Annotated in this window: 16 protein-coding genes and 1 pseudogene; 11 read left to right on the forward strand and 6 right to left on the reverse strand. The window is 68.0% G+C overall.

What is annotated here, in order from left to right:
- The first annotated feature begins 63 nt into the window (after positions 1-63).
- Positions 64-741: a 4'-phosphopantetheinyl transferase family protein gene (locus AC5P1C_RS18800; RefSeq protein WP_493867099.1), complete on the forward strand. Its 678-nt coding sequence runs from the start codon at positions 64-66 to the stop codon at positions 739-741.
- Here AC5P1C_RS18800 and AC5P1C_RS18805 read toward each other — a convergent pair.
- The gene (locus tag AC5P1C_RS18805) at positions 716-2,362 is read right to left on the reverse strand and encodes an amidohydrolase (RefSeq protein ID WP_493867005.1); all 1,647 of its coding nucleotides are present in this window, start codon (positions 2,360-2,362) and stop codon (positions 716-718) included. The two genes, AC5P1C_RS18800 and AC5P1C_RS18805, sit on opposite strands and share 26 nt — an antisense overlap.
- Positions 2,362-3,810 (reverse strand): APC family permease, encoded by a 1,449-nt coding sequence (locus tag AC5P1C_RS18810; protein ID WP_493867006.1) that lies wholly within the window; start codon positions 3,808-3,810, stop codon positions 2,362-2,364. Before AC5P1C_RS18810 ends, AC5P1C_RS18805 begins: the two co-directional genes overlap by 1 nt.
- A 125-nt stretch (positions 3,811-3,935) precedes the next feature.
- Here AC5P1C_RS18810 and AC5P1C_RS18815 point away from each other — a divergent pair, with 125 nt between their 5' ends.
- A complete protein-coding gene (locus AC5P1C_RS18815; RefSeq protein ID WP_493867007.1) occupies positions 3,936-4,580 on the forward strand; it encodes a TetR/AcrR family transcriptional regulator in 645 nt (214 codons plus the stop codon).
- Between the two features lie 30 nt (positions 4,581-4,610).
- Here AC5P1C_RS18815 and AC5P1C_RS18820 read toward each other — a convergent pair whose 3' ends face one another.
- Entirely contained in the window at positions 4,611-5,291 is a 681-nt protein-coding gene (locus tag AC5P1C_RS18820) for a TenA family protein (protein ID WP_493867008.1), read from the reverse strand.
- Between the two features lie 256 nt (positions 5,292-5,547).
- Between AC5P1C_RS18820 and AC5P1C_RS18825 the strand changes: the two genes are divergently transcribed.
- Complete coding sequence (locus AC5P1C_RS18825) at positions 5,548-6,123, forward strand: TerD family protein (RefSeq protein WP_493867009.1); 576 nt, start codon at positions 5,548-5,550, stop codon at positions 6,121-6,123.
- 60 nt (positions 6,124-6,183) lie between these two features.
- Positions 6,184-6,591 (forward strand): CoA-binding protein, encoded by a 408-nt coding sequence (locus tag AC5P1C_RS18830; RefSeq protein WP_493867100.1) that lies wholly within the window; start codon positions 6,184-6,186, stop codon positions 6,589-6,591.
- A 682-nt stretch (positions 6,592-7,273) separates the two neighbouring features.
- On the opposite strand, the gene AC5P1C_RS18835 is transcribed toward AC5P1C_RS18830, so the two are convergent.
- Positions 7,274-7,945 (reverse strand): DNA cytosine methyltransferase, encoded by a 672-nt coding sequence (locus AC5P1C_RS18835; RefSeq protein ID WP_493867010.1) that lies wholly within the window; start codon positions 7,943-7,945, stop codon positions 7,274-7,276.
- 48 nt (positions 7,946-7,993) lie between these two features.
- On the opposite strand from AC5P1C_RS18835, the pseudogene AC5P1C_RS18840 reads away from it, so the two are divergent.
- From AC5P1C_RS18840 to AC5P1C_RS18870, 7 genes and pseudogenes are all read left to right on the forward strand, one after another.
- Positions 7,994-8,255, forward strand: a pseudogene (locus AC5P1C_RS18840) (MFS transporter); the annotation flags it as partial.
- Positions 8,256-8,616: 361 nt separating this feature from the next.
- Entirely contained in the window at positions 8,617-9,033 is a 417-nt protein-coding gene (locus AC5P1C_RS18845) for a hypothetical protein (protein ID WP_493867011.1), read from the forward strand.
- Positions 9,030-9,707 carry a peptidase inhibitor family I36 protein gene (locus tag AC5P1C_RS18850; RefSeq protein WP_493867012.1) on the forward strand — a complete coding sequence of 226 codons (678 nt, stop codon included), beginning with the start codon at positions 9,030-9,032 and terminating at the stop codon, positions 9,705-9,707. Before AC5P1C_RS18845 ends, AC5P1C_RS18850 begins: the two co-directional genes overlap by 4 nt.
- 94 nt (positions 9,708-9,801) lie before the next feature.
- On the forward strand, positions 9,802-11,037 hold the full coding sequence (locus AC5P1C_RS18855; protein ID WP_493867013.1) for an ATP-grasp domain-containing protein: 1,236 nt from the start codon (positions 9,802-9,804) through the stop codon (positions 11,035-11,037).
- Positions 11,038-11,049: 12 nt separating this feature from the next.
- Positions 11,050-13,473 carry a glycoside hydrolase domain-containing protein gene (locus AC5P1C_RS18860; protein ID WP_493867014.1) on the forward strand — a complete coding sequence of 808 codons (2,424 nt, stop codon included), beginning with the start codon at positions 11,050-11,052 and terminating at the stop codon, positions 13,471-13,473.
- Positions 13,474-13,476: 3 nt separating this feature from the next.
- Complete coding sequence (locus tag AC5P1C_RS18865; RefSeq protein WP_493867015.1) at positions 13,477-14,010, forward strand: hypothetical protein; 534 nt, start codon at positions 13,477-13,479, stop codon at positions 14,008-14,010.
- A gap of 26 nt (positions 14,011-14,036) precedes the next feature.
- The gene (locus tag AC5P1C_RS18870; RefSeq protein ID WP_493867016.1) at positions 14,037-14,666 is read left to right on the forward strand and encodes a hypothetical protein; all 630 of its coding nucleotides are present in this window, start codon (positions 14,037-14,039) and stop codon (positions 14,664-14,666) included.
- Between the two features lie 533 nt (positions 14,667-15,199).
- On the opposite strand, the gene AC5P1C_RS18875 is transcribed toward AC5P1C_RS18870, so the two are convergent.
- The gene (locus AC5P1C_RS18875; RefSeq protein WP_493867017.1) at positions 15,200-18,532 is read right to left on the reverse strand and encodes an RHS repeat-associated core domain-containing protein; all 3,333 of its coding nucleotides are present in this window, start codon (positions 18,530-18,532) and stop codon (positions 15,200-15,202) included.
- Between the two features lie 1,200 nt (positions 18,533-19,732).
- Entirely contained in the window at positions 19,733-20,395 is a 663-nt protein-coding gene (locus tag AC5P1C_RS18880; RefSeq protein WP_493867018.1) for a recombinase family protein, read from the reverse strand.
- Positions 20,396-20,593: the final 198 nt, after the last annotated feature.

The raw sequence follows: 20,593 nt of genomic DNA on the forward strand, positions 1-20,593 counted from the left end.
CGGTGATCCGTTGTGACGTCACCCTCGAATCGCGTACAGCAACTCACCGGCGAAACGGACGTGTTGGCTTCGCTGCTCGCCACCGCGCCCGTCACCGTCGTGGAGACCCGGCACGACCCGGCCGATCCCTTCCTCTTCCCGGAGGAGAAGGACGCCATCGCGCGGGCCGTGGACAAGCGGCGCCGCGAGTTCGCCACGGTCCGGCAGTGCGCCCGTACCGCCCTGGCCGAGCTCGGTGTGCCTGCCGTGCCGATCCTGCCGGGGCCCAAGGGCGCACCGCGCTGGCCCGATGGCATCGTCGGCAGCATGACGCACTGCGCGGGCTACCGCGCCGCCGTCGTGGCCCGCGCCTCGGCGCTCTCCTCCATCGGCATCGACGCGGAGCCGGCCGCTCCGCTCGCCGATCCCGACGTCCTGCGGCTGGTCACGGACGAGGCGGAGCGCGCGGCCCTGGCCGAGCTCGGTCAGCGGCATCCGGAGGTCCCCTGGGACCGGCTGCTCTTCAGCGCCAAGGAGTCCGTCTACAAGACGTGGTTCCCGCTGACCGGGCTCTGGCTCGGCTTCGAGGAGGCGCGGGTCGATCTGGCGCCGGACGGCACGTTCACGGCGGAGCTCCTCGTCCCGGGGCCGACGGTGGCAGGCCGTGAGGTCACGGGGTTCCACGGCAACTGGTTGATACGTGAGGGCATAGCCGTCACCGCCATCGCCCTGCCCCTTACTCCGCACGCGCCCGGTACGTAGGGGCTCCGGCCAGCCACGTGCCGAGCACCCGCACGTGCCGGATGGCCATCGGGTCCACGGCGCGCGGGTCGGCGGAGAGCCGGACCAGGTCCGCGGGCGCCCCTGGTACGAGCGCGAGCCGGTCGTCCGCGCCCGCCTGGTGCGCGACGCCACTGGTGGCCGCGGCGAGCGCCTCCTCCACGGTGAGCCGCTGATGCGGGGTCAAGGCGTCGGCCGGGGTCCCGTCGAACGTCCGCCTGGTGACGGCGACTTGGATGCCCTCCAGGGGCTCGTGTGAGCTGACGGGCCAGTCGCTGCCGAAGGAGAGCCGCACCCCGTCGCGCGCCAACTCTCCCATCGGATATTGCCGTTCGGACCGTTCGGCGCCGATCCGCGGCATCGAGAGCTCGGTCTGGAGCGGGTCGGGCTGCGCCCACAGGGGCTCGAAGTTGGCGATGACGCCGAGCGCGGCGAAGCGCGGCAGGTCGGCCGGGTCGACGAGCTGGACGTGGGTGATCACGGGCCGCCGGTCCCAGGCCGGATTGGCACGGACCGCCGACTCCACCGCGTCGAGCGCCGCCCGTACGCCCGCGTCGCCGATGGCATGGATGTGCGTCTGGAAGCCGTCGGCGTCGAACGCGCACACCGCTTCGGCCAGCGCGCGCGGCTCCCACACGGGCATGCCGCAGCTGTGCGGCGCGTCCAGATAGGGGTCGAGCAGGGCGGCCGTACCGCCCTCGATGACTCCGTCGCTGAAGTACTTCACCGTGCGTGCGGACAGCAGCGGGCCGCCCTCGGCGGCCACGCGCCCACGTGCCGCGGCGAACTGCCCCCGCTGCTCGCGCCAGCGGTCGGGGTCGGCGCGCTGGGCCAGGTCGACGCGGACGTTCAGCGCGTCGTGGCGGGCCGCGGCGAGATAGGCCTCCACCATCTCCGGTTCGACCCAGGCGTCCTGGACCCAGGTGATGCCCGCTCGCGCGTACGCCTGCCCCGCTCGCCGTACGGCTTCGACCAGTTCGGCCTCCCCGCGCGCGGGCACCTGGTCGAGCACGAGGTCGCAGGCGTGCCACTCGCGCAGGGTGCCCAGGGGTGATCCGTCGGGGCGCCGGACGATCCAGCCGAGGCGCGGGTCCGGTGTCGAGTCCCGCACGCCGGCCCTGCGCAGCGCTTCCGTGTTGCACCACACCGTGTGGTAGTCGTACGCCCGTAGCACGACGGGCCGTTCCGTCACCGCCGCGTCCAGCCAGCGTGCGTCGAACTCGCCGCCCGGCGCGAGCGCGGGGTCGTAGGACGCGCCGACGATCCACTCCGCGTCCGGGTGCGCCTGAGCCCACCGGCCGACCTCGGCGGCGATCTCGTCGACCGAGGTGAGGTCCTTGACCTGCGGGCCGAAGCTCTCCAGGCCCCCGAAGAGAGGGTGGGCGTGTCCGTCGCCGAAGGCGGGAAGGAGCAGCCCGTCGCCCAACTCGACCACGTCGTCCGCCTCTTCGGCCAGGGCGCGGGCCGCGTCCCCGAGCGCGAGGACGCGTCCGTCGCGTACGGCGAGTGCCGTGGTGTCCCCGTGGACGTCGCTCCCGGTGCTGACCGTCCCCAGGAAGACCCGCGTCGCCGTTTCGTCGGCCATGTTCTTCTGCCCCTCCATCACACGCGCTCCGCGTCCACTGTCGTCAGCCGTTCGTACGCCCGCGGTTCGCGCCGCCGGATCCGCAGGGCCAGTGCCGCGCCCGCCACGAACAGCACGGGCAGCGGCGCGATCAGCGCCGCGTTGACACCGCTCGAAGCCCCCGTCAGGAGATCGAGGTTGGCACACACCAGGGCGATGAGGACCGCGAGACCCACGCAGGCGATCAGCGGTGCCGCGACCACCCGCCAGGCGGGCATGCCCCTGCGCTCGCGCCGGAAGAAGCCGTACACCGCGAGGGCGGCGAGCGCCTGCATCAGCATCACGCCGAGGATGCCGGAGCCGTTGCTCCACAGGAAGGTGACGGTGTACGGGTCCGCGCCGCTGACGACGGTCACGACGACCACGGCAAGCGCGATGGCCGACTGCGTCACGACCGCGGCGGCGGGCGCCCGCGTCTTCGGGGACACCGTGCCGAGGCGGCGCGGCAACAGCCCTTCGCGGCCCAGAGCGTAGAAGTAGCGGGCGGCGCCGTTGTGAAAGGCGAGAGTCGCGGCGAAGGCGCTGGTGATGATCAGTACGTGCATGGAATCGGCGGCCCAGGCCCCGGCGAAGCGCTCGGTGGCCGTGAAGACCATGTCGGGCCCGCCCTTCCCCTCGGCGACTGCCTGGGCGCGGTCGGATCCGTACGCGTTGATGATCATCCACACCGTGAAGGTGTAGAAGAGCGCGAGGAACGCCACCGCGATGTACGTGGCGCGCGGCACCGAGCGCTCCGGCTCCCGTGCCTCCTCCGCGTAGATGGCCGTCGCCTCGAACCCGACGAAGGCGCCGACGGCGAGCACGAACATGCCGCCCACCCCCGCCCCGCCCAGGTGTTCCGGCGAGAGCGTGCCCGGGTCGAGGCCCTGCGGACCGCCGCCGTGCGCGAAGAGACCGGCCTCGAAGACCAGGAGCACGAGGACTTCGAGGACCAGGGCGACGCCGAGGACCTTGGCGCTGAGCGTGACCTTCAGATAGCCGAGCACACCGATGGCGACGAGCCCGGCGACGGCCCAGATCCACCAGGCCACGCGGACCCCGGTCAGGTCGTGGAACCCGGACTCGGTGAACCACCCGAAGGCGGCGAGCAGTCCGACCTCGATGGCGTTGTACGAGAAGAGCGCGACGTACGCGGACCCCGCTCCCGCCGGGCGTCCGAGCCCGCGGCCGATGTAGGCGTAGAAGGCGCCGGCGTTGCGGACGAAGCGGCTCATCGCGGTGAATCCGGCCGCGAAGACGATGAGCAGCAGCCCCGATATCAGATAGCCGAGCGGCGCCGCCCGCCCCGCCATGCCGATCGCCAGCGGTGCCACCCCGGCCATCACGGTCAGCGGCGCGGCGGCGGCCACGACGAAGAAGACGAGATCGCCGGTACCGACGGCGCCGCCGCTCAGGCCCTTGGCGTCAGGGGAGTTGGGTGCGGTCACGCGGGCACTCCAGGGGGTCGGGCGGCAGGTCCGAAAACTAAAGGCTTTAGTCCGAGCTGGGCAGGACCGTACTCTGCACACGGGCGGCTGTGAAGACCGCACCCGAGGAGAGGAGTTGCCGGGCCATGAGCAGAGGGAGACCGCGGACACCGGTGCTCAGCGCGGACCTGATAGCGCGGGAGGCGCTCGCGCTGATCGACGCCGAGGGTGGTGACGCGTTCAGCCTGCCCCGCCTCGCCGCACGGCTCGGGGTGAAGACCGCCTCGCTCTACAACCATCTGGACGGTCGCGCCGAGGTCATCGAGGGCGTACGGCGCAGGATCGTCGAGGAGATGGACGTCTCCGCCTTCGACACTTTGCCGTGGCCCGACGCCCTTGCCGCGTGGGCCCGTTCGTACCGCGACGCCTTCGCCCGGCACCCGCACGCCATCGCCCTGCTGGCCACCACGACCATCAGCTCACCGGCCACGCTCAGCATGTACGAGTCGGTCGTGACGGCGCTGGCCCGTGGCGGATGGCCCCATGAGCGGCTGGTCGCGGCGCTGACCAGCGTCGAGTCCTTCCTGCTCGGCTCGGCGCTCGACCTGGTGGCTCCGCCGTTGATGATCGATCCGGCCGGGCACGCGCCACGGGTGCCCGTCCTGGCGGCCGCTCTGGACGGTGCCGTCGGCGGCGACAAGGCGGGGCGGGCCGACGCGGCGTTCGCGTCGGGGCTCGACGCGCTGATCCGTGGGCTCGTGGCTCAACTCGCCGAGTTTCGCCGGGAGTAGGTCGCCGGGGTTCCCGCTGCGGGCGGAGGCTCAGAGGCCGCGCGCCGGGTCGGCGAGTGCCTCCCAGAACATCGCCTCGTAGCACTGCAGCAGCTTCCCATAGCGCAGGGCGGACCCGGTCGGGTCGAGGCCCCGGTCCAGGCCCGCGCGCACCGCGGCGAGCGCCTGCCGCTCCAGGTCCGGCGCGGGCTCGGCGAAGAACGCGAAGAACCCGCAGGCCTCCTCGCTGAAGCCGTAGTGGGTCACGAGCGCGCGGGCGAGCGTCGCGCAATAGGCGCCCCAGGCCGCGAAGTTGGCGGTCAGGGCGAGCACCACGTCGGCCGGAGAACCGTTCAGGGCGAGCCAGGCCACGTACGCCGGATAGGCCTGACAGCCCGCCCGCGGCTCGTACGCGTCGGCCTCCGCCTTCTCCACTCCGCACGCCGCGACCAGCGCGCCGAGCCGCTCGAAGGCGAGCGTCTCCCCTTCGGCGAGCGTGCGGAAGAAGTCCGCGCACTCGGCTTCCCCCGCGGCGGCAGAGCGTTCGGCCAGGTGCAGGAAGGAGCGGCGGTCCGCGGGGATCACGGAGCGCTGCTCCAGGGCGAGAGCGGTGATCGCGGAACGGTTCGCGGTGCCGTCCGCGAACCGCGGGACGAGCGGATTGGCCGCCGGATCGGGCGCGAGCCGCGCCGCCACGGCGTCGAGTACTTCCTGTGGTGCGGTCCGTGTCATGGTCCGTCCCTCCCGCGTTCCCGCGTTCCTACGTTGCCGCCATCGGCGACTCCAGTATGGCGACGCGCGCCCTCGTGGCGCGTCGTGACGGCTCCCTTGACGCCCAGTTGAGGTGCGACACATCGTTACGGGACGCGGCATCGGGATGCGGTATCGGGACGCGACACCCCGGTTACTTCTACAGTGCTGTAGATTTTTCAGTCCGGCCCTGACCACGGCCGGTACGCACTTCACCTCAGGACTTCAGGAGGACATCGTGGGAGTTTCCCTGGCCAAGGGCGGCAACGTCTCGCTCAGCAAGGAGGCGCCCGGCCTCACCGCCGTCCTGGTCGGCCTGGGCTGGGACGTCCGCACGACCACCGGCACGGACTACGACCTGGACGCCAGCGCACTGCTCTGCGACGACTCGGGGAAGGTCGTCTCCGACCAGCACTTCATCTTCTACAACCAGCTCAAGAGCCCCGACGGCTCGGTCGAGCACACCGGCGACAACCTCACCGGTGAGGGCGAGGGCGACGACGAAGCCGTGAAGGTGAACCTCGCCGAGGTCCCTGCCACCATCACGAAGATCGTCTTCCCGGTCTCCATCCACGACGCCGAGAGCCGCGGCCAGAGCTTCGGCCAGGTCCGGGGCGCCTTCATCCGCGTGGTCAACCAGGCGGACAACGCGGAGATCGCCCGCTACGACCTGACCGAGGACGCGTCGACCGAGACCGCCATGGTCTTCGGCGAGCTCTACCGCCACGGCACGGAGTGGAAATTCCGCGCGGTCGGCCAGGGTTATGCCAGTGGGCTGCGCGGCATCGCGTCGGACTTCGGCGTGAATGTCTGACGCGACAACGGTCGTGGCGCATCCATGGCCAACCACCATCGGCGGCAGAGGGAGCGGGACGTGTACGGCGATCCGGCAACAGTGCGGAAGATCCTGACGGAGCTCGGTGACACTTGGGCGGTCGTGGGTCTGTCCACGAACGAGGAGCGAGCGGCGTACGGAGTCGCTGCGGTCCTGCAGCGCTACGGAAAACGCGTCGTGCCCATCCACCCGAAGGCCGAGACGGTGCACGGCGAGAAGGGCTACCCGTCCCTCTCCGCCGTGCCCTTCAAGATCGACGTGGTGGACGTCTTCCTCAACAGCTCCCTCGCCGGCCAGGCCGCCGAGGAAGCCGTCGCGATCGGCGCGCAGGCCGTCTGGTTCCAGCTGGGCGTCATCGACGAGGCCGCGTATGAGCGGACGCGGGAGGCGGGCCTCGACATGGTGATGGACCGCTGCCCGGCGATCGAACTCAATTCCCTACGTTAGCGCGACGACTGGAGAAGCGGCAGCGCCTCTCCTGGGGAATGGCCGACCACTCCGCGACAGTCACGTCTGTCGCGGAGTGGTCGGCCATTCACTCTCTCGTCACCGCAACAAGGCTCGGGCGCTGATAGGACATGTGCGTCCCCCTCCGACCCACGTATTCCACCTGCTCCAACGCCAGGAGGAGCAGGTGGGACTTGGCATCGGCAAGTCCCACCTGCAGCGCCATCGTGCTCTCGGCCATTTCCCAAGACGAAGACACGAATTGGAAGAGGCCAAAAGCTGGAGCGGCTGCAAGCCGGAAGCGAACACTGACCACCGGCATCGGCGCACGCCCGCTCCGAGCCGACGCCCTCCGTTCACGCCAGGTGGGCAGACATGTACAGAATCCGGTCGGACGGCGCCTCCGCGCAGCCAACCCCGAGCGGTCACAGGGATGTTCCCCTCTGGCGGCTCTCTGACAACCCGGTTTGACGGAAACGCCCGCGGTGGTGGTGATCACAATGGGAACCGGGGAGTCCCGGTTTCCACAACGAACCCTTCCGAACAAGGGCTCTTGTGACCTCCAAGCACAGCTGCGATCCCATCAGCCATGCCCACACTCAAAGTTCCGACCAGCCAACCAACCGAGGTCGCAAGCCGACCGCCGCCCCTTCCATAGGTGAATGTGCCAGCACAATCATCGTCAGGCGCCTCCCCCACTCCAGTGCATACAGGCGAGGAACCGGTCGGCCCACCATTGGGGAGGTGAGTGACGGCAGTGCGGAGGTTCATGCCGCCGCGGCGTTTCGGGGTGGTGCCCGCACCGCCGGTCGCGTCGCAGCGGGTCGGGGTGGGCAGCAGGTGCTCGACCTCGTCGGCAAAGGTGGGGCCGTGCCCGCCCGCCTTGCGTTTGGCCGGGTGCTGGGAGCCGCCGCTCGTGGCGAGATTCGCCGTCGTGCGTCCAGGCACGGGTGGAGAGGATTCCGCGGACATCCTCGATGATCACCCTCTGTGGCTTGAGTTGATCAATGGCGGTCACGATGTGGTGCCACAGCCCGGAGCGGGTGCCGGGCGTCAGTCCCGTGCGCGGACCCGCGAACGACAGATCCTGGCAGGGGAACCCCGCGGTGAGAATGTCCACCGGAGGCACCTGGCTCCAGTCGATGGTGCGCATGTCTCCGTAGTTGACGGATCCGGGCCAGTGGTGGGCGAGGACGCGGCTGGCGGCCGCGTCCGTCTCTGCGTGCACAGCGTGGGCGGCGATGGCCGGGAGCATCTTGGCCGGGTGGGCGGCTGACCCGAGGACATAGCGGTCGCCGCGCTGGGCGGGGGCGGAGGTGGGGGCGGTGTTCCACACCGAGTCGCGGAGGGGCATGTCGTACGTACTCCTCTACTCGTCGACGATCGCTACGAACAGCAGCAGGTCGGAATCCTCATGGTGCCGCTGGCACTTGGCAGTGCCCTGACCATCCCGCCCCTCACCGCGGCGATGATGGAGGCGGTGCCCGCCGACCGTGCGGGCCTGGCCGCGGGGGTCCTCAACTCGGCCCGTCAGGTGCCCGGGGGCCTGGGGATCGCGGCCTTCGGGGGCCTGGTGGCCGGGGACTTCGTCTCCGGGATGCGCATTCAGCCTGCTCATCTCGGCAGGGCTGCTGGCGGCCACGGGGGTGGCGACGCTGGGGCTGCGACGGGGGCGTTGGCCTCGGCCGGGCACCTCGTCCCCTCCCTCGAACGCCGGAGGCGCTGACGGTTCAGCAACTCCGGCGTTCGTCGTGGGATGCCCGATGCGGACGAGCTCCTTGCGCTTTACGTCACCAATCAGGCGAAGTCGTTATGCACCTGAAATAGGGCCATCTCATGTTGCATATGCCCTTTGTTGTGTGTCTATGGTGATCCCCGTGCCCAGCTGCTGGTGACCGATCCGCGGCGGCACGCACCGACCAACACCCGGGGGGACCGTCGTCGGCCTGGCCTCCTCCTGGCTTTCAACTTCCGATGTCCACCTGTGTCTTGCGCCGTGCTCAGGCGCGCCCGGAGGAACGCTTCATGAAACGGACCCTGTCCGCACTCGGGCTTGCCGCTGCCGTCCTCTTGTCAGGATGCAGCGCCGAAGGCGACCCGCCATGGACGAAGGATCCGCCGGACAGCGGCCCTCCGACAGCCACCGCTCCCGTGTCCAAGTCCGCGGCGGAGCTGGCCGCCAAGTACCGCGGAGCGGGAGGGGACCGGGGGGTGTACGGGATCGGGATCAGCCATGCGAAGGCCAAGGAAGACGTTCTTGAACTGACCGTGCGGACCCACAAGAAGAACGGCTACGAGCCGTTCGACGACTTCGCCACCGACCTGGCGGCCTTCCTGGCCGGAGAAGGCGTCCGTCTCGACAAGGGCTATGTACTCGACGTGTACGGCCCTGACGGCATCCGGCTGCACAACTACAGCACCACGATGGAGAACAACCCGTGATACGCAAGCCGTTCACCTCATGCCTTCTTGCCGCCTCCGCGGCCACCGCCCTGGTGTTCACCAGCGGTACGGCGGCGCACGCCGACGAGCCCGCCGCGGAGCCTTCGGCCACGGCGACTCCGGCGCGGGAAGCGCCGGTGAATCCAGTGATCGCCGAGTACGACGGGCGTCGGATCAACCTCGCCGAGTCCTGGGAGGGGGCGGACAGCTGCACCGAACTCCCCAGTGGTGAAGTGCACTGCTACGACTCGGACGAAGAGGCACTCACCGACCCCGAACTGCCCACCACCACCCGCACGGAGACCCTGAAGGCCGCCTCCGCCCCGGTGGCCCGCGCGGCCGCCGCGCCGCCCAGCAAGTGCTTCGCCGACTACTGGTGCCTGTACGCGGACGCCAACTACAAGGGCAAGTTGCTCCGGTTGTCCAGCAGTGGCAAGAAGGACCTCAAGGAGTGGGGCTTCAGGGACAAGCTCAGCTCCGTCTACTACTGGGTCGGCGGCTGGTCGACGAACTACGGGGACGCAAAGATCATCGACCTGCGGTCCGGGCTCCTCCACGACCGCGAGCGGAGGCTCGGCGCCCCGGCCAAGTACTCCAACTTCAGGAATCTCGCCTACCCCGGCGGCGGCAACTGGAACGACAAGGTGGACGTGTTCCAGGTCCGCCGGGCCTAGCCGTGCAGACAGTGCCCGCGGACATCCCGCCGGGCGGCAAGCGGTGACCGCATACGCGCGATTCGCGGGAAAACGCCTGGCTGTCGTCGGATCAATGCCGCACGAGGCCTTCTACGAAAGCATCCACGCGGCCCGCGAATTCGGCTGTGAGATCTGGCTGCTCGTCCAGGACGAGGACTGGTACACCGGCGGACGCCCCTTCTCCGAGCACCCGCTCGCACAGGTCGACAAGGTCCTCCGGGTCGACATCCACGACTGGGCGGCGATCATCGATGCACTCACCGACGCGCACGGCAGACCGCTGGTGGACGGTGTGACGTCGTTCTCCGACGACCACACCGAAGCGACCGCCCTGGCAGCCGCCCACCTCGCTCTGCCCTCCCAGGGGCCCGAGGCGGTGCGGACGGCGAACCACAAGCACCTGCTGCGCCGCGCCCTGGACGGGGATCCGGCGAACGTCGCATGGCGCCTGGTGACGTGCGGGGAGGAGCTGGACGAGGCCGTCCTGCACGTGGGCCTGCCACTGATCGCCAAGCCGCCGTCGGGAGCCCTCTCGTACGGGGTCCGCAAGTGCACCACCGCTGCCGAAGCGGTCGCGGCCTGGCGGGAGTTGTCGAACCTGCGCCGGTCACCGCGAGACCGGCCCCGCCCCGGCCATGTCCTGTTCGAGGAGTACGCCCGGGGCGTCGCGGTCGGCGTCGAGTCGATCACCGTGGCCGGTGAGACACATTTCTTCGGCGCCACGTCGAAGCAACTGCGCCAGGACACGCTGCTGGAGGAAGCGCGCTCCTTCCCCATGGCCCTCGGGTCCACCACGTGGACCGAGGTCACGGACTGCGTCGACCGTGCCCTGCGCACCATCGGCTACCGCCAAGGCCCCGCCCACACCGAGGTGCTGATCACCGAGGACGGCCCTCGGATCGTGGAGATCAACCCGCGGCTCGGGGCGCACATGATCTTCACCATGGTCGCCGACGCCTGCGGCACCGACCCGTACCTCGATGCCAAGCTCCTCGCGCTCGGCCTCACCCCGTCGCCGGGCATGCCCGGCGACGGGCCTCGCCGGGCATGTGCCGCAGTGGCGCTCTTCCCCGACGAGCCCGGCCGGTTCATCGGCGTCGGCGGCCTGCGCGAAGCCACCGCACACGGCGTAGAGATCACCATGCACGCCGAGCTCGGCGACCACGTCGCGGGCCGCCTCGACAATTCCGCCTCGGTCGGCTTCGCCTACGCCCACGCCGAAACCGCCGACCAGGCACTGGCCAAGGCCCGCCGGGCAGCATCCCTGATCGGCATCACCACCATCGGGGCCCCGGCTTCCGACGAATGAAAGGCGTTCACCATGGACGAGCAGATTCTCAGGGCCCAGAAATGGGTCAACAAGACATACGGCGGTGTCCCCGGATACCAGCGCTGCCCGGAGAACGGGCGTACGGGCTGGGGCACCGTGTACTCCCTGATGATGGGGCTGCAGAAAGAACTTGGCATCTCGCCGGTCGTGGCGAACTTCGGCCCCGGAACCGAGTCCAAGGTCGCCGCACTCGGCGAGATCGGATTCAACTGGGACAAGAACCGCAACATCGTCGCCATCCTTCAATACGGCCTGTGGTGCAAGGGCTACTGGGCCGTCGAGCCCGGCAGCGAAGGCTGGTTCACCGGTGTCACCCGCGACGCGGTCAAGAAGCTGCGCGGGAACATAGGCCTTCCCGAAGGCGGGGGGACCATCAACGCGAAGCTGGTCAAGGCCATCCTCAACATGGATGCCTATGTGGTCGTGGCCGGCGGGACCGATGAGATCCGCGACATCCAGCGTTGGCTCAACGGACGCTATGGGCAGAAGAGCGCCTTCAACATCGGCCCGGCGGACGGCATCTACTCCCGGGACGTCCAGCGGTCCCTCCTGATCGCGATCCAGTACGAGCTCGGCATATCAGCGCCGAACGGGAACTTCGGCCCCGGTACGCAGACCGGCCTGAAGTCCCGCACGGTCAAGCAGGGGGACTCCGGCATCTTCGTCGAGTTGTTCTCCGCTGCCTGCGTCTTCAACTCGCCTACCTACAACAGCGGTTCGGAGGAGGTCCGCACCACCCACCGGGCCGGCTTCGACAGCAAGCTCGCCGAATGGGTCCGCGTCTTCCAGGGGTTCTCCAGGCTGAGCGTCAACGGCCGGGGTGATTACGCGACATGGGCCCAACTACTGGTCTCCATGGGCGATCCCGACCGCGGGGCCACCGGCTCGGACACCCGATACGAGATCACCCCGTCCCGCGCGAAGTGGCTGAAGTCCAATGGCTACGAGATCGTCGGTCGCTACATCTACGACCCGCCCGGATCCACCCTGGACAAGGAAATCAAACCCGGTGAACTGGACACGATCTTCAGCCACGGCCTGAAGGTCTTCCCGATCTACCAGGACAACGCCCGCAAACTCGCCGACTTCACCTACGGCAACGGCCATCAGCACGGCCTGAACGCCCACAAGCTGGCCTCCGGCTACGGCTTCAATCCGGGTACGACCATCTACTTCGCTGTGGATTACGACGCCACCCAGGAAGCCATCGACGGGCCGTCGCAGGGCATCATCACCTACTTCCACGGCGTCCAGGCCGCCCTCGCCAGCCAGGGCAAAAAATACAACCACGGCGTCTACGGGTCCCGGAACGTGTGCCGGAACGTCACCGACAAGACGTTCTCCCGGTATTCCTTCGTCTCTGGCATGTCGTGGGGATTCTCCGGAAATCTCGGCTTCCCACTGCCCCGGAACTGGTCCTTCAACCAGATCAAGGAGTTCAAGGTCCGCGACGGGTCCGACTCCTTCGACCTGGACCGGGATGTCGTCTCCGGCGCCGACCGGGGTGTCTCCTCCGTCAAGGACAGCGGAGGCCCGGCCGATGCCTTCATCCAGTACGTCGAGAAGCTGTACGGCGTCGCCAAGTCCTACGGCAAGGGCAACCCCAGCCAGCTCGTCATGGAATACATCCGGCATCACGAGTACGGCGACAAGGACTGGAAGAACAAGCTCGGCTGGTGGTTCCTCATCGGCTCCTACGACGAGAACTTCGTCGCGTATGCCAACTCAAAGGGCATGTCCGTCAAGGAACGGTTCAAGGACCCCTTCACCGGATACGACCTGGGCGCCGAACATATGATGGCCACGGCCAACGCCCACTTCCTCAAGGCGCAGCCGTCCAACAAGAAGGGCGCCAACGGCGGTGACGTCGGCGGCTGGGCGGGCGACCTGATGACCTTCTACGCGGACTGGCGGAATTCCGAAGAGAAGTACGCGTCCGGCAGGGCGTTCTGTGAGGCCAAGCTGGCCAAGCCCGGAGTGGCCTCCTCGTTCGGATTCAACGACCTCGTCGAGGACGCCGACGGATACCTCATCGCCCAGGCCGTCCGGGGCGGCAAAGACATCGTCCAGGCGGTCAAGGATCGGTATGGCGCGGGCGGTGGCGGCCTGACCCGGTTCAACGACTTCTTCCAGAAGCGTTGGGGCAATGCCGAAAACTGCAGGCAGGCCGCGCACAACGCCCTCACCGCCAGCGATGCCACGCTCGGCATCGGCCGCAAGCAGTTCATCTCGCTCGAGGGCGCGGTGCTTCCCGCCATCCTGCAGAACGCACCAGGAGGTCACGAGAAGTTGGAGTCCTTCGAGCAGGGCTTCGTCGACACGCTCCTGGCCCGCATGGGCATGGAGAAGAGCAGAGCCCCCGCCTATCGGAGCAGCCATGAGAAGTTCCTCCGGTCGGCACGTATCAAGGACTGACGTATGCGAGTGTGCAGCACCCCGCAGCATCCGGAGAAGCTGCTCTACTTTGGTGGAATGGTCCTGATGGGCCTCTTCAGCCTCCTGGCGTTCGGCTGGCTGTTCGCCGTCCTCACAGCCCTCCTCCTGGCCGCTGGGCTCCTAGTCGTCACCGCCGTCCTGCGGGGCGTCCGCGCCCTGCGCTCGGGGGGTGGACGCGGAGCGTGGCCGATGCTCGCCCTGGCGACCGCGCCGGTGTCCCTCTTGGGCCTGCTCGTCTCCTACTGTGTCGGCGCCTTCTCCGGCGCCTTGCGCGTGGACAAGTCCTGCCGGGTCCGGCAGGAGCCGTACGACGCCGCCTACCGAGCACAGCACGCGGAGGAATCAGACCGCTGGTTCCCGCTGCACAACAAGTGCAACGCCCACTTCGATCTCGTACCCGGCTGGGTGAACCCCGCCGTCGTGATCTTCACCGTGCTTCTGGTGGCCAGTGTCAGCGCGGTCGCCGTCGCCACGGTGGCACATCTCAGAATGATCAGAACGAGGAGAAACACATGACTCGCTGCTTCTCGCGGCGTCGCTTCATGACAGTCTCGGCCGCCGTCTCCGGCGTCGTCACGCTCGGCGTCGCCGGAACACCCCAGTCGGCAGCGGCGGCCGACAAGGCGGACGACTGGTCCGGCAAGCACTCCGAGAACGGTTGGCCGGTCCTGGACACCGCGCCGTCGTTCGACATCGAGGGCAGTGACCAGAAGGTCCCGCTCGCCGGCGGCGACGCGGCGGCCGTCCTGACCTATGTCGCACGCCGGTTCCACTACGAGATCGACTCTCTCCGTGACGGCGACGTCCACGGCTGGACCAATGACCACGCCGTGACGCAGGCCTACGAGTCGAACTACCTCTCCGGCAGCGCGATCGCGGTGCGCCCGCTGTACTACCCGACCGGCTCCAAGGGCAACCTCTACCCGAACGAACTGGTCGTCGTCAGAGACATCCTCGCCGAGCTGGACGGCGTAGTGGCCTGGGGCGGCGACTTCAGGACGCCCAAGGAGTCCCATTTCGAGATCGCGGTGGCGCCCGGCCATCCGAAGCTGAAGGGCGTGGCCCGCAAGATCCGTGGGTGGAGCTCCGGTCCGAGCAGCGAGGGCGCGGGAGCGACCGACGCCTTCACCCCTGAGCGAAGCAGCGCGGCCCGTTCCTTCCGAACAGGCTGAAACCTCCAGCCCCAGGGTAGTCGTGCACTGCTGGAGTACTTGGGTCCATGTCGTCGCATGGGAGCAAGCCCCCTCACGCCCGCACACCGTCCCATTTACCAGGCGAATTCAACTTGCACACAGCCCAGTCGAGGCCACTGGCCTGCCCACCAGCCCTGGGGATGCATGAGGGTCCCCTGACGGAGTCAGGGGACCCTCATGCTCGGTCGAGTTCAGCGATCTCCAAACAGCTTCTGCTGGCGCCTTCTTTCCAGGAAGCAGAAGCCACAAAAGACCGCTCCTAGGAGGACCCCCCCTAGGAGAGAGGCCAGAATGCTGTAGGCGACTCCATTCCCCGCGCCCAGGGACGTAGGAAGCAAGACCGCAGACATGGCTGCTCCTGCGTATGTCCCGATGAGCACGGGGTGCCTCGCGGAGTACCTCTGGCTTCTGGTGGGCGGGCGGCTAAAGCGTTTTTCGAAGCGCCAGTAGGCGTCACCAATGCGAGCCATCAGACCTCTTGGGTTCGGAGATCCCATCGGATTGTTATCCCCTCAGTTGGGGAGGCTCCGGTCAGCCCTCCACCGGTTGACCGCAGGGCCGAGCTTCCCCGCGAAGCTACCAGCAACCCCCCACACCATGGGCTGCCAGGTCGCCGACCAATACCCGCCGAGGGTCTGGTTCTCCCCAGAGACTCGATGGGACACCGCGCCGGCCACACCCGCTCCAACGATGACGCAACCGGCTGTTGCGGTCAGGCCGGTGGCGAAGCTGCACCCGGCGGCGACCCCAATTCCGAGGATGGCGCCGCTGTGCTTCTTCCAGACCTTCTTCACCTTTCCCCACCCGGGTATGCCCCAGAGGCCGTTGGGGTCGATGATGTTGGTGGGGTCGCCGGAGGTGTACAGGTAGGGGTTGGCTTCCAGGCCCGAGGGGTCGGGCTGGGTGAAGCGACCGGTGCGCGGGTCCATGTACCGGGCCTCGTTGTGGTAGAGCCCAGTCGGGTCTTGGTAGCCGCCTACGAAGCGGTACGGCTGAGGAACCTTCTCGCTGATGTTGCGGGTGACGCCACGCGGGCTGTAGTCGTACGTGTTGACCTTCGTGCCCTGGCCGTCGACGACGACCCTGGTCGATCCGAGGGCGTCGGTGAGGTAGTAGTACGTGCTCTGCGTCCTCAACGGACCTTCCGTGCAGAAGGAATTGAGGTTGCCGTTCGGCTCACGGGTGAAGTTCATGTCTACCCCGGCCGTGGTCTTGGAGGACAGGCCGACCGGGCCGTGGTGGAAGGTGGTGTCGCCGAACTGCATGCGCTCGGACTGGTCGGTAGAGGCATAGCGCCCCTTGAGCTCCTGGCTGCCCTGGGTTAGAGAGGTGAGCTGGGAGAAGTCGTTCCACTGGCCACCTGTGCGGGCGGCCTCCGGGGTCGGGGCGGCCGCCGTCTCGTTGCCGGCCTTGTCGTAGGACCAGCCATCGGTGACGCCATCCTTGCCGGTGATCTGGGAGGCGTCGTTGTAGCTGAAGGTGGTACCGCCGGGGCAGCCCGCCTTGCGGCCCTGGGAGGTGAGGTTGCCCGCTTTGTCGTAGCAGTACAGCCAACTGTCGTTGACCGTCGACCCCTTGGTCTCGTTGGTGAAGGTGAGACGGCCTGCCGAGTTGTAGGTGTAGGCGCGCTTGAGTCCGGCGATGGCATCGGTCTCGGTGCGGATCTGAGTGCCGTCCTTGGTGGTGCCGCCACTGGTGTACGAGTAGTCGTAGGCGAGGTCGACCAGCGTGCCCGACGGTGAGGTCGCCTTGATGCGCTCCGCACGGTTGGCTTTGTCCGGAGTGATGGTCTCGACGGTGCCGCCGGGGAAGCTGGTCTTGGTGCGGAAGTCGTTCGCGTTGTACTCGTAGCCGGTCTTCTTGCCCTGCGCGTCGGTGAGGGATTCGAGGTTGTTGACCTTGTTGTAGGTGTACTTCACCGTGCCGGACGGGTCGGTGTACGTCTCGACGTTGCCCTCGGGATAGTAGGTGAGGACGGTCTGTGAGCCGTCCTGCAGGGTACGGATTGTCTCCCGGCTCAGCGGGTCGAAGTCGTACTTGGTGATCCCGGTGGCGTCCGAGCGCTGCTTGAGGTTGCCGTCGCCGTCGTAGTCGTAGGTGACGGTCATGTTGGTGCTGGAGACCTTCTTGATCCGGTCGCGGTTGTCGTAGACGTAGACGGTCTTGATGCCGCGTCCGTCGATGCTGGTCTCCGGACGGCCCAGGCTGTCGTAGGTGTAGATGGTTGTACCCACCGGGTTCGGCGGGGTGACCTTGGCCAGGTTGCCCTTGGCGTCGTAGGTGACCTTGGTGGTCTTGCCGTTGGCGTCCTTGACCTCGCATCGCTGGCCCTCGAAGCCGCCGCAGGTGGGGTCCTTGGGGTTGTAGCTGAAGGTGCGGATTCCGCCTTCGGCTCCGGCGACGGTCTCCTTGGTGGTGTTACCCGCGGTGTCGTAGTCGTACGTGACGGCCATGCCGTCGGCGGACGTGATCTTTCCGGGGACATCCGCGCCGGCGATGGTCTTGTAGCCGGTGAGCGTGGAAGTGGCGCCGGTGGGCAGCTTGGCAGAGGTGGGGTTGGACCGGGTGTCCCAGCCGTACGCGGTGACGTTGCCCGGGGTGCCGCCCACGCCCATCGCGTCTACAGCCGTCTCAAGGTTGAGGTTGGCGTCGTAGGTGCTCTCACGGTTACGGCCCAGCGCGTCGGTGACCTTGGTGATCTCGCCGTCGGCGGCATGCGCGTAGGTTGTGGTGTTCCCGGCCGGGTCAGTGACCTTGGTGGTGCCTGCCCTGCCCTCGCCGGTGGTGTACGTGTAGAGGTACGTCGGTCCGGTCTCGCCGGAGCCGTCGAAGTGGGTGGCCCTCTTCATCGAGGTGACACGGTTGTCGCTGTCGTAGGTGAAGACCGTCACCCGCCCCTCAGGGGTGGTGATCTTCGTCAGACGGCGGTCGGTATCGTAGCCGAACTGGGTGGTCTTGCCCTCGGTGTCGGTGACCTTCGCCAGGTCGCCAGCCGGGTTGAGGTCGTAGACGACGGTGCGGCCCGCGTTGTCCTTCACCTGCCACTGCGACGCGTTCGCCTTGACCAGGTCGACGAAGCGACCCGAGCGGGGCTCGGTGAGCTTGAAACCCTTGTGCTCACTGCCCTGGTCGTGCTGCTCGACCAGAATGTGCCCGCCGTTGCGGTCGGAGACCTTCACCAGCGTGCCGGAGGCGCTGTAGGTGTCCTTCGAGCCTGAGCCGCGCTCGGTCAGGGTGTACTCGCCGTTCGACGACTTCTTCAGGTCCAGGCGGTAGCCCTTCGGGGTGCTGTAGGTGCCGTCGGCCTTCTTGGTGAAGGTGACGGCCCCGCCCGTGGCGTCGTACAGCACCACCTGGCCGTCCTCGATCTGCAGATAGCGTTCGTAGTTCTGCCACCAGCGCTGCGACACCTTCCCCCACGGCGCGTCCAGGGAGTTGTAGGTGCGGGTCAGCTGCAGGGACTGGCCGACCCCGGCGACCTGGAAGTCGGTCCCGGCGAGCATCAGGTTGCCGGTCGAGTAATTGATGCGGGCAACCAGGGAGTCGGTGACCCGGACATCGGAGATCTGATGCCATGGCACGTCCCCCTGCCCCTTGGGCACCACCGCCGCGACTGCCTTCGCGGCGCGCTCCCGCTTCCCGGTCGCGGTACCGGCCCGGTCCTTCTGCGCCGCCCGCCACGCCGCCACGTCCGGCGACGACTCGCGCTCACGGACCGATCCCGGAGCCTTCGTCTCGCCGACCTTCACCGGGGGCATCTCTGCCTTGGCGCTCCGCTTGCCCCAGGTCGAGGACGGGCCGCCCGGCTCGACCTGGGCGAAGGCCGCCGGAATGGCCCCGGCCATGAGCGCTACGGCTACCGAAGCCGCCACAATGGTGTGTCTGGCACGAATCTGCTTACGTCTGTGCGGTGTTCCTGTGGTGCGTGAAGACGTGCTTCTCCTCAGGAAGGCACCCGGTGACCCCCACGGTCACTGGGTGCTCGCACGCTATGCAGCACCCCACAGGAATCGCACAGCCTTTCGCCTTGGTTGCGTGGCGTTTCGGCCCCGACCTTTACCGCGAAAGCGACAAGTGGCCTGCCGCCCGACACACGTAGATGTCTGGTTGCTCCCAGACCAGCAGTGGTTGCCCGCAGGGGACTTCGGCTCGAAAGGCACCCTGTTCGCGCCGTCATCTCAAGCCAGGGCGATGGGACAGGCGTTGGCCGCCGCCGAGGGGTTGATGGAGGCTCAGGTCGCGGTGGGGTTCTTGGATGGGTGTAGCTCTTGGCTCATACAAGCGCGCTTGTATGAGCCAAGAGCTACACCCATCCGCATTGTGGGGCACGCGTCGCGCGGGGATCCTGCGAGGCCGGGGAGTCCACCGCAGCTCGACCACACGACACGAGCGCAGCGCCTGGCTGGGCTCTGGCGCAGCCACATCGCGGCTGCCCAAACCAAGCGAGCCACGACCGCGCCACCGGCGAGCCATAGGCGACCCACCTCGCCCGTTGGCCAGTGAACACAGCCCCGTTCGGAAATTGCTCCAGCTTCTTTCCCTGAACGTTAAGTGGCGGCAGATCGAGGCAATCGATCCAGTTCGGGGCGGTTCCATGCCCTGCGCGGGTCGGTTGGATGGTGGCCGAAGGGAGGCTCGTTGCGCGGTGGTGGTGCGGTCTCGGACCTCAGGTGACGCGATGGTGGCCCAGGCGCCTGGATCCATGGCGGTGTTCTGTCCGTCGCTCGATCTTCGGGCGCCGACATGCACCACCGCCGCGCCGTTCCCTGCCTCCTTCCTGGCCAGTCGCCGCTCGCAGCACTGGAGACTGCGTTCCTCGCGTTGGCCGCAGAGCCGCAACCGCTGAGACTGCCCGCCGGGCTCATCTGCGACGCTCCCGCGGTCGAGGCCCTGCCCGTGGACCAAGTCCGTAGCCTTCTCGCTCACCCCAGCACCCGGCCCGAGCTGCGTACCCGGACCTGGCATGAGGTCGTACGCCGCGCTCGCACACTCGGAGAGCCATGGACGGTGGTGGCCATCGCCATGGCTGTCCCCGCTCTGCGACGTCAAATGGCCAAACTGCCCCGTTCAGTTGCGTTAGCCGACCAATGTCGACCTCTGCGGGTGCGGTGGCCTTCCGCTGTCAGCTCATGCGCCAAGGTCGTTGCAGCCCTCCCGTCGAGCAGGCCCTCCGCGATCCGACGAGCCAACGGGTACTCCTCAGGATGCGGACCAACCTTGCCGTCACCGAGTTTCGTCACGCCGAACGGCGAGGGCCCACCCGGCGTCCGCCCGATCGCTCGATGCGCATCGAGGCCGATCTGGACGCGGTCAGCGATGTCCTTGGCTTCGTCGCGCGCCCGCTCCGACAGGAAGGCGAAAACCATCCGGCCTCCCCTGGAGCTGTCCAGACTTTCCGAGACGGACGACAACCGCGCCCGCCGCTTGTCGAGTTCGTCCAGAAGTGACCCGGCCGCCCCCATCCCACGGCGGTCCAGCCTGTCCGTCTTCCACACCACCAAAGTCCTGGACGCCCCTTCCACGACAGCCGCCTTGGCTTTCTCAAACTCGTCACGGCGGACGTGCGACTTACTCGCGCTCAACTGCTCGAACCACACGTGCCTAATGCTGAGGTCCTCCGCCTTGACCCACCGGGCGATACCTTTGAGGTGCGCTCTGAGCGTCGCCAAGTCCTCACGCTTCTTCGAGCGGCGGATATAGACGTCCACAAGTGCGGAGGGATCTCCGGCGGCCGGCCGGCCCAGGCCATCAGGTCCAGTTCCTCGTCTGTCAGCCCCAACGCACATAGCACGGCAGCATCTTGACGTTGCATGAGCGTCTTCGCTCTCTCGTCGGTCTCTCCCTCCAGAGAGTTCGGGGAAGATCTACCCATATCCGCAGCAAACTCGATCAGCGCTGCAACATAG

It is taken from the genome of Streptomyces sp. A18 (assembly GCF_059026065.1).

Bases quoted from the DNA above. Each gene is read 5' to 3' on its own strand.
- AC5P1C_RS18805 (WP_493867005.1), bottom strand. From the start codon at position 2,362: ATGGAGGGGCAGAAGAACATGGCCGACGAAACGGCGACGCGGGTCTTC.
- AC5P1C_RS18815 (WP_493867007.1), top strand. From the start codon at position 3,936: ATGAGCAGAGGGAGACCGCGGACACCGGTGCTCAGCGCGGACCTGATA.
- AC5P1C_RS18820 (WP_493867008.1), bottom strand. From the start codon at position 5,291: ATGACACGGACCGCACCACAGGAAGTACTCGACGCCGTGGCGGCGCGG.
- AC5P1C_RS18835 (WP_493867010.1), bottom strand. From the start codon at position 7,945: ATGCCCCTCCGCGACTCGGTGTGGAACACCGCCCCCACCTCCGCCCCC.
- AC5P1C_RS18845 (WP_493867011.1), top strand. From the start codon at position 8,617: ATGAAACGGACCCTGTCCGCACTCGGGCTTGCCGCTGCCGTCCTCTTG.
- AC5P1C_RS18855 (WP_493867013.1), top strand. From the start codon at position 9,802: ATGCCGCACGAGGCCTTCTACGAAAGCATCCACGCGGCCCGCGAATTC.
- AC5P1C_RS18860 (WP_493867014.1), top strand. From the start codon at position 11,050: ATGGACGAGCAGATTCTCAGGGCCCAGAAATGGGTCAACAAGACATAC.
- AC5P1C_RS18865 (WP_493867015.1), top strand. From the start codon at position 13,477: ATGCGAGTGTGCAGCACCCCGCAGCATCCGGAGAAGCTGCTCTACTTT.
- AC5P1C_RS18870 (WP_493867016.1), top strand. From the start codon at position 14,037: ATGACAGTCTCGGCCGCCGTCTCCGGCGTCGTCACGCTCGGCGTCGCC.
- AC5P1C_RS18875 (WP_493867017.1), bottom strand. From the start codon at position 18,532: ATGGCCGGGGCCATTCCGGCGGCCTTCGCCCAGGTCGAGCCGGGCGGC.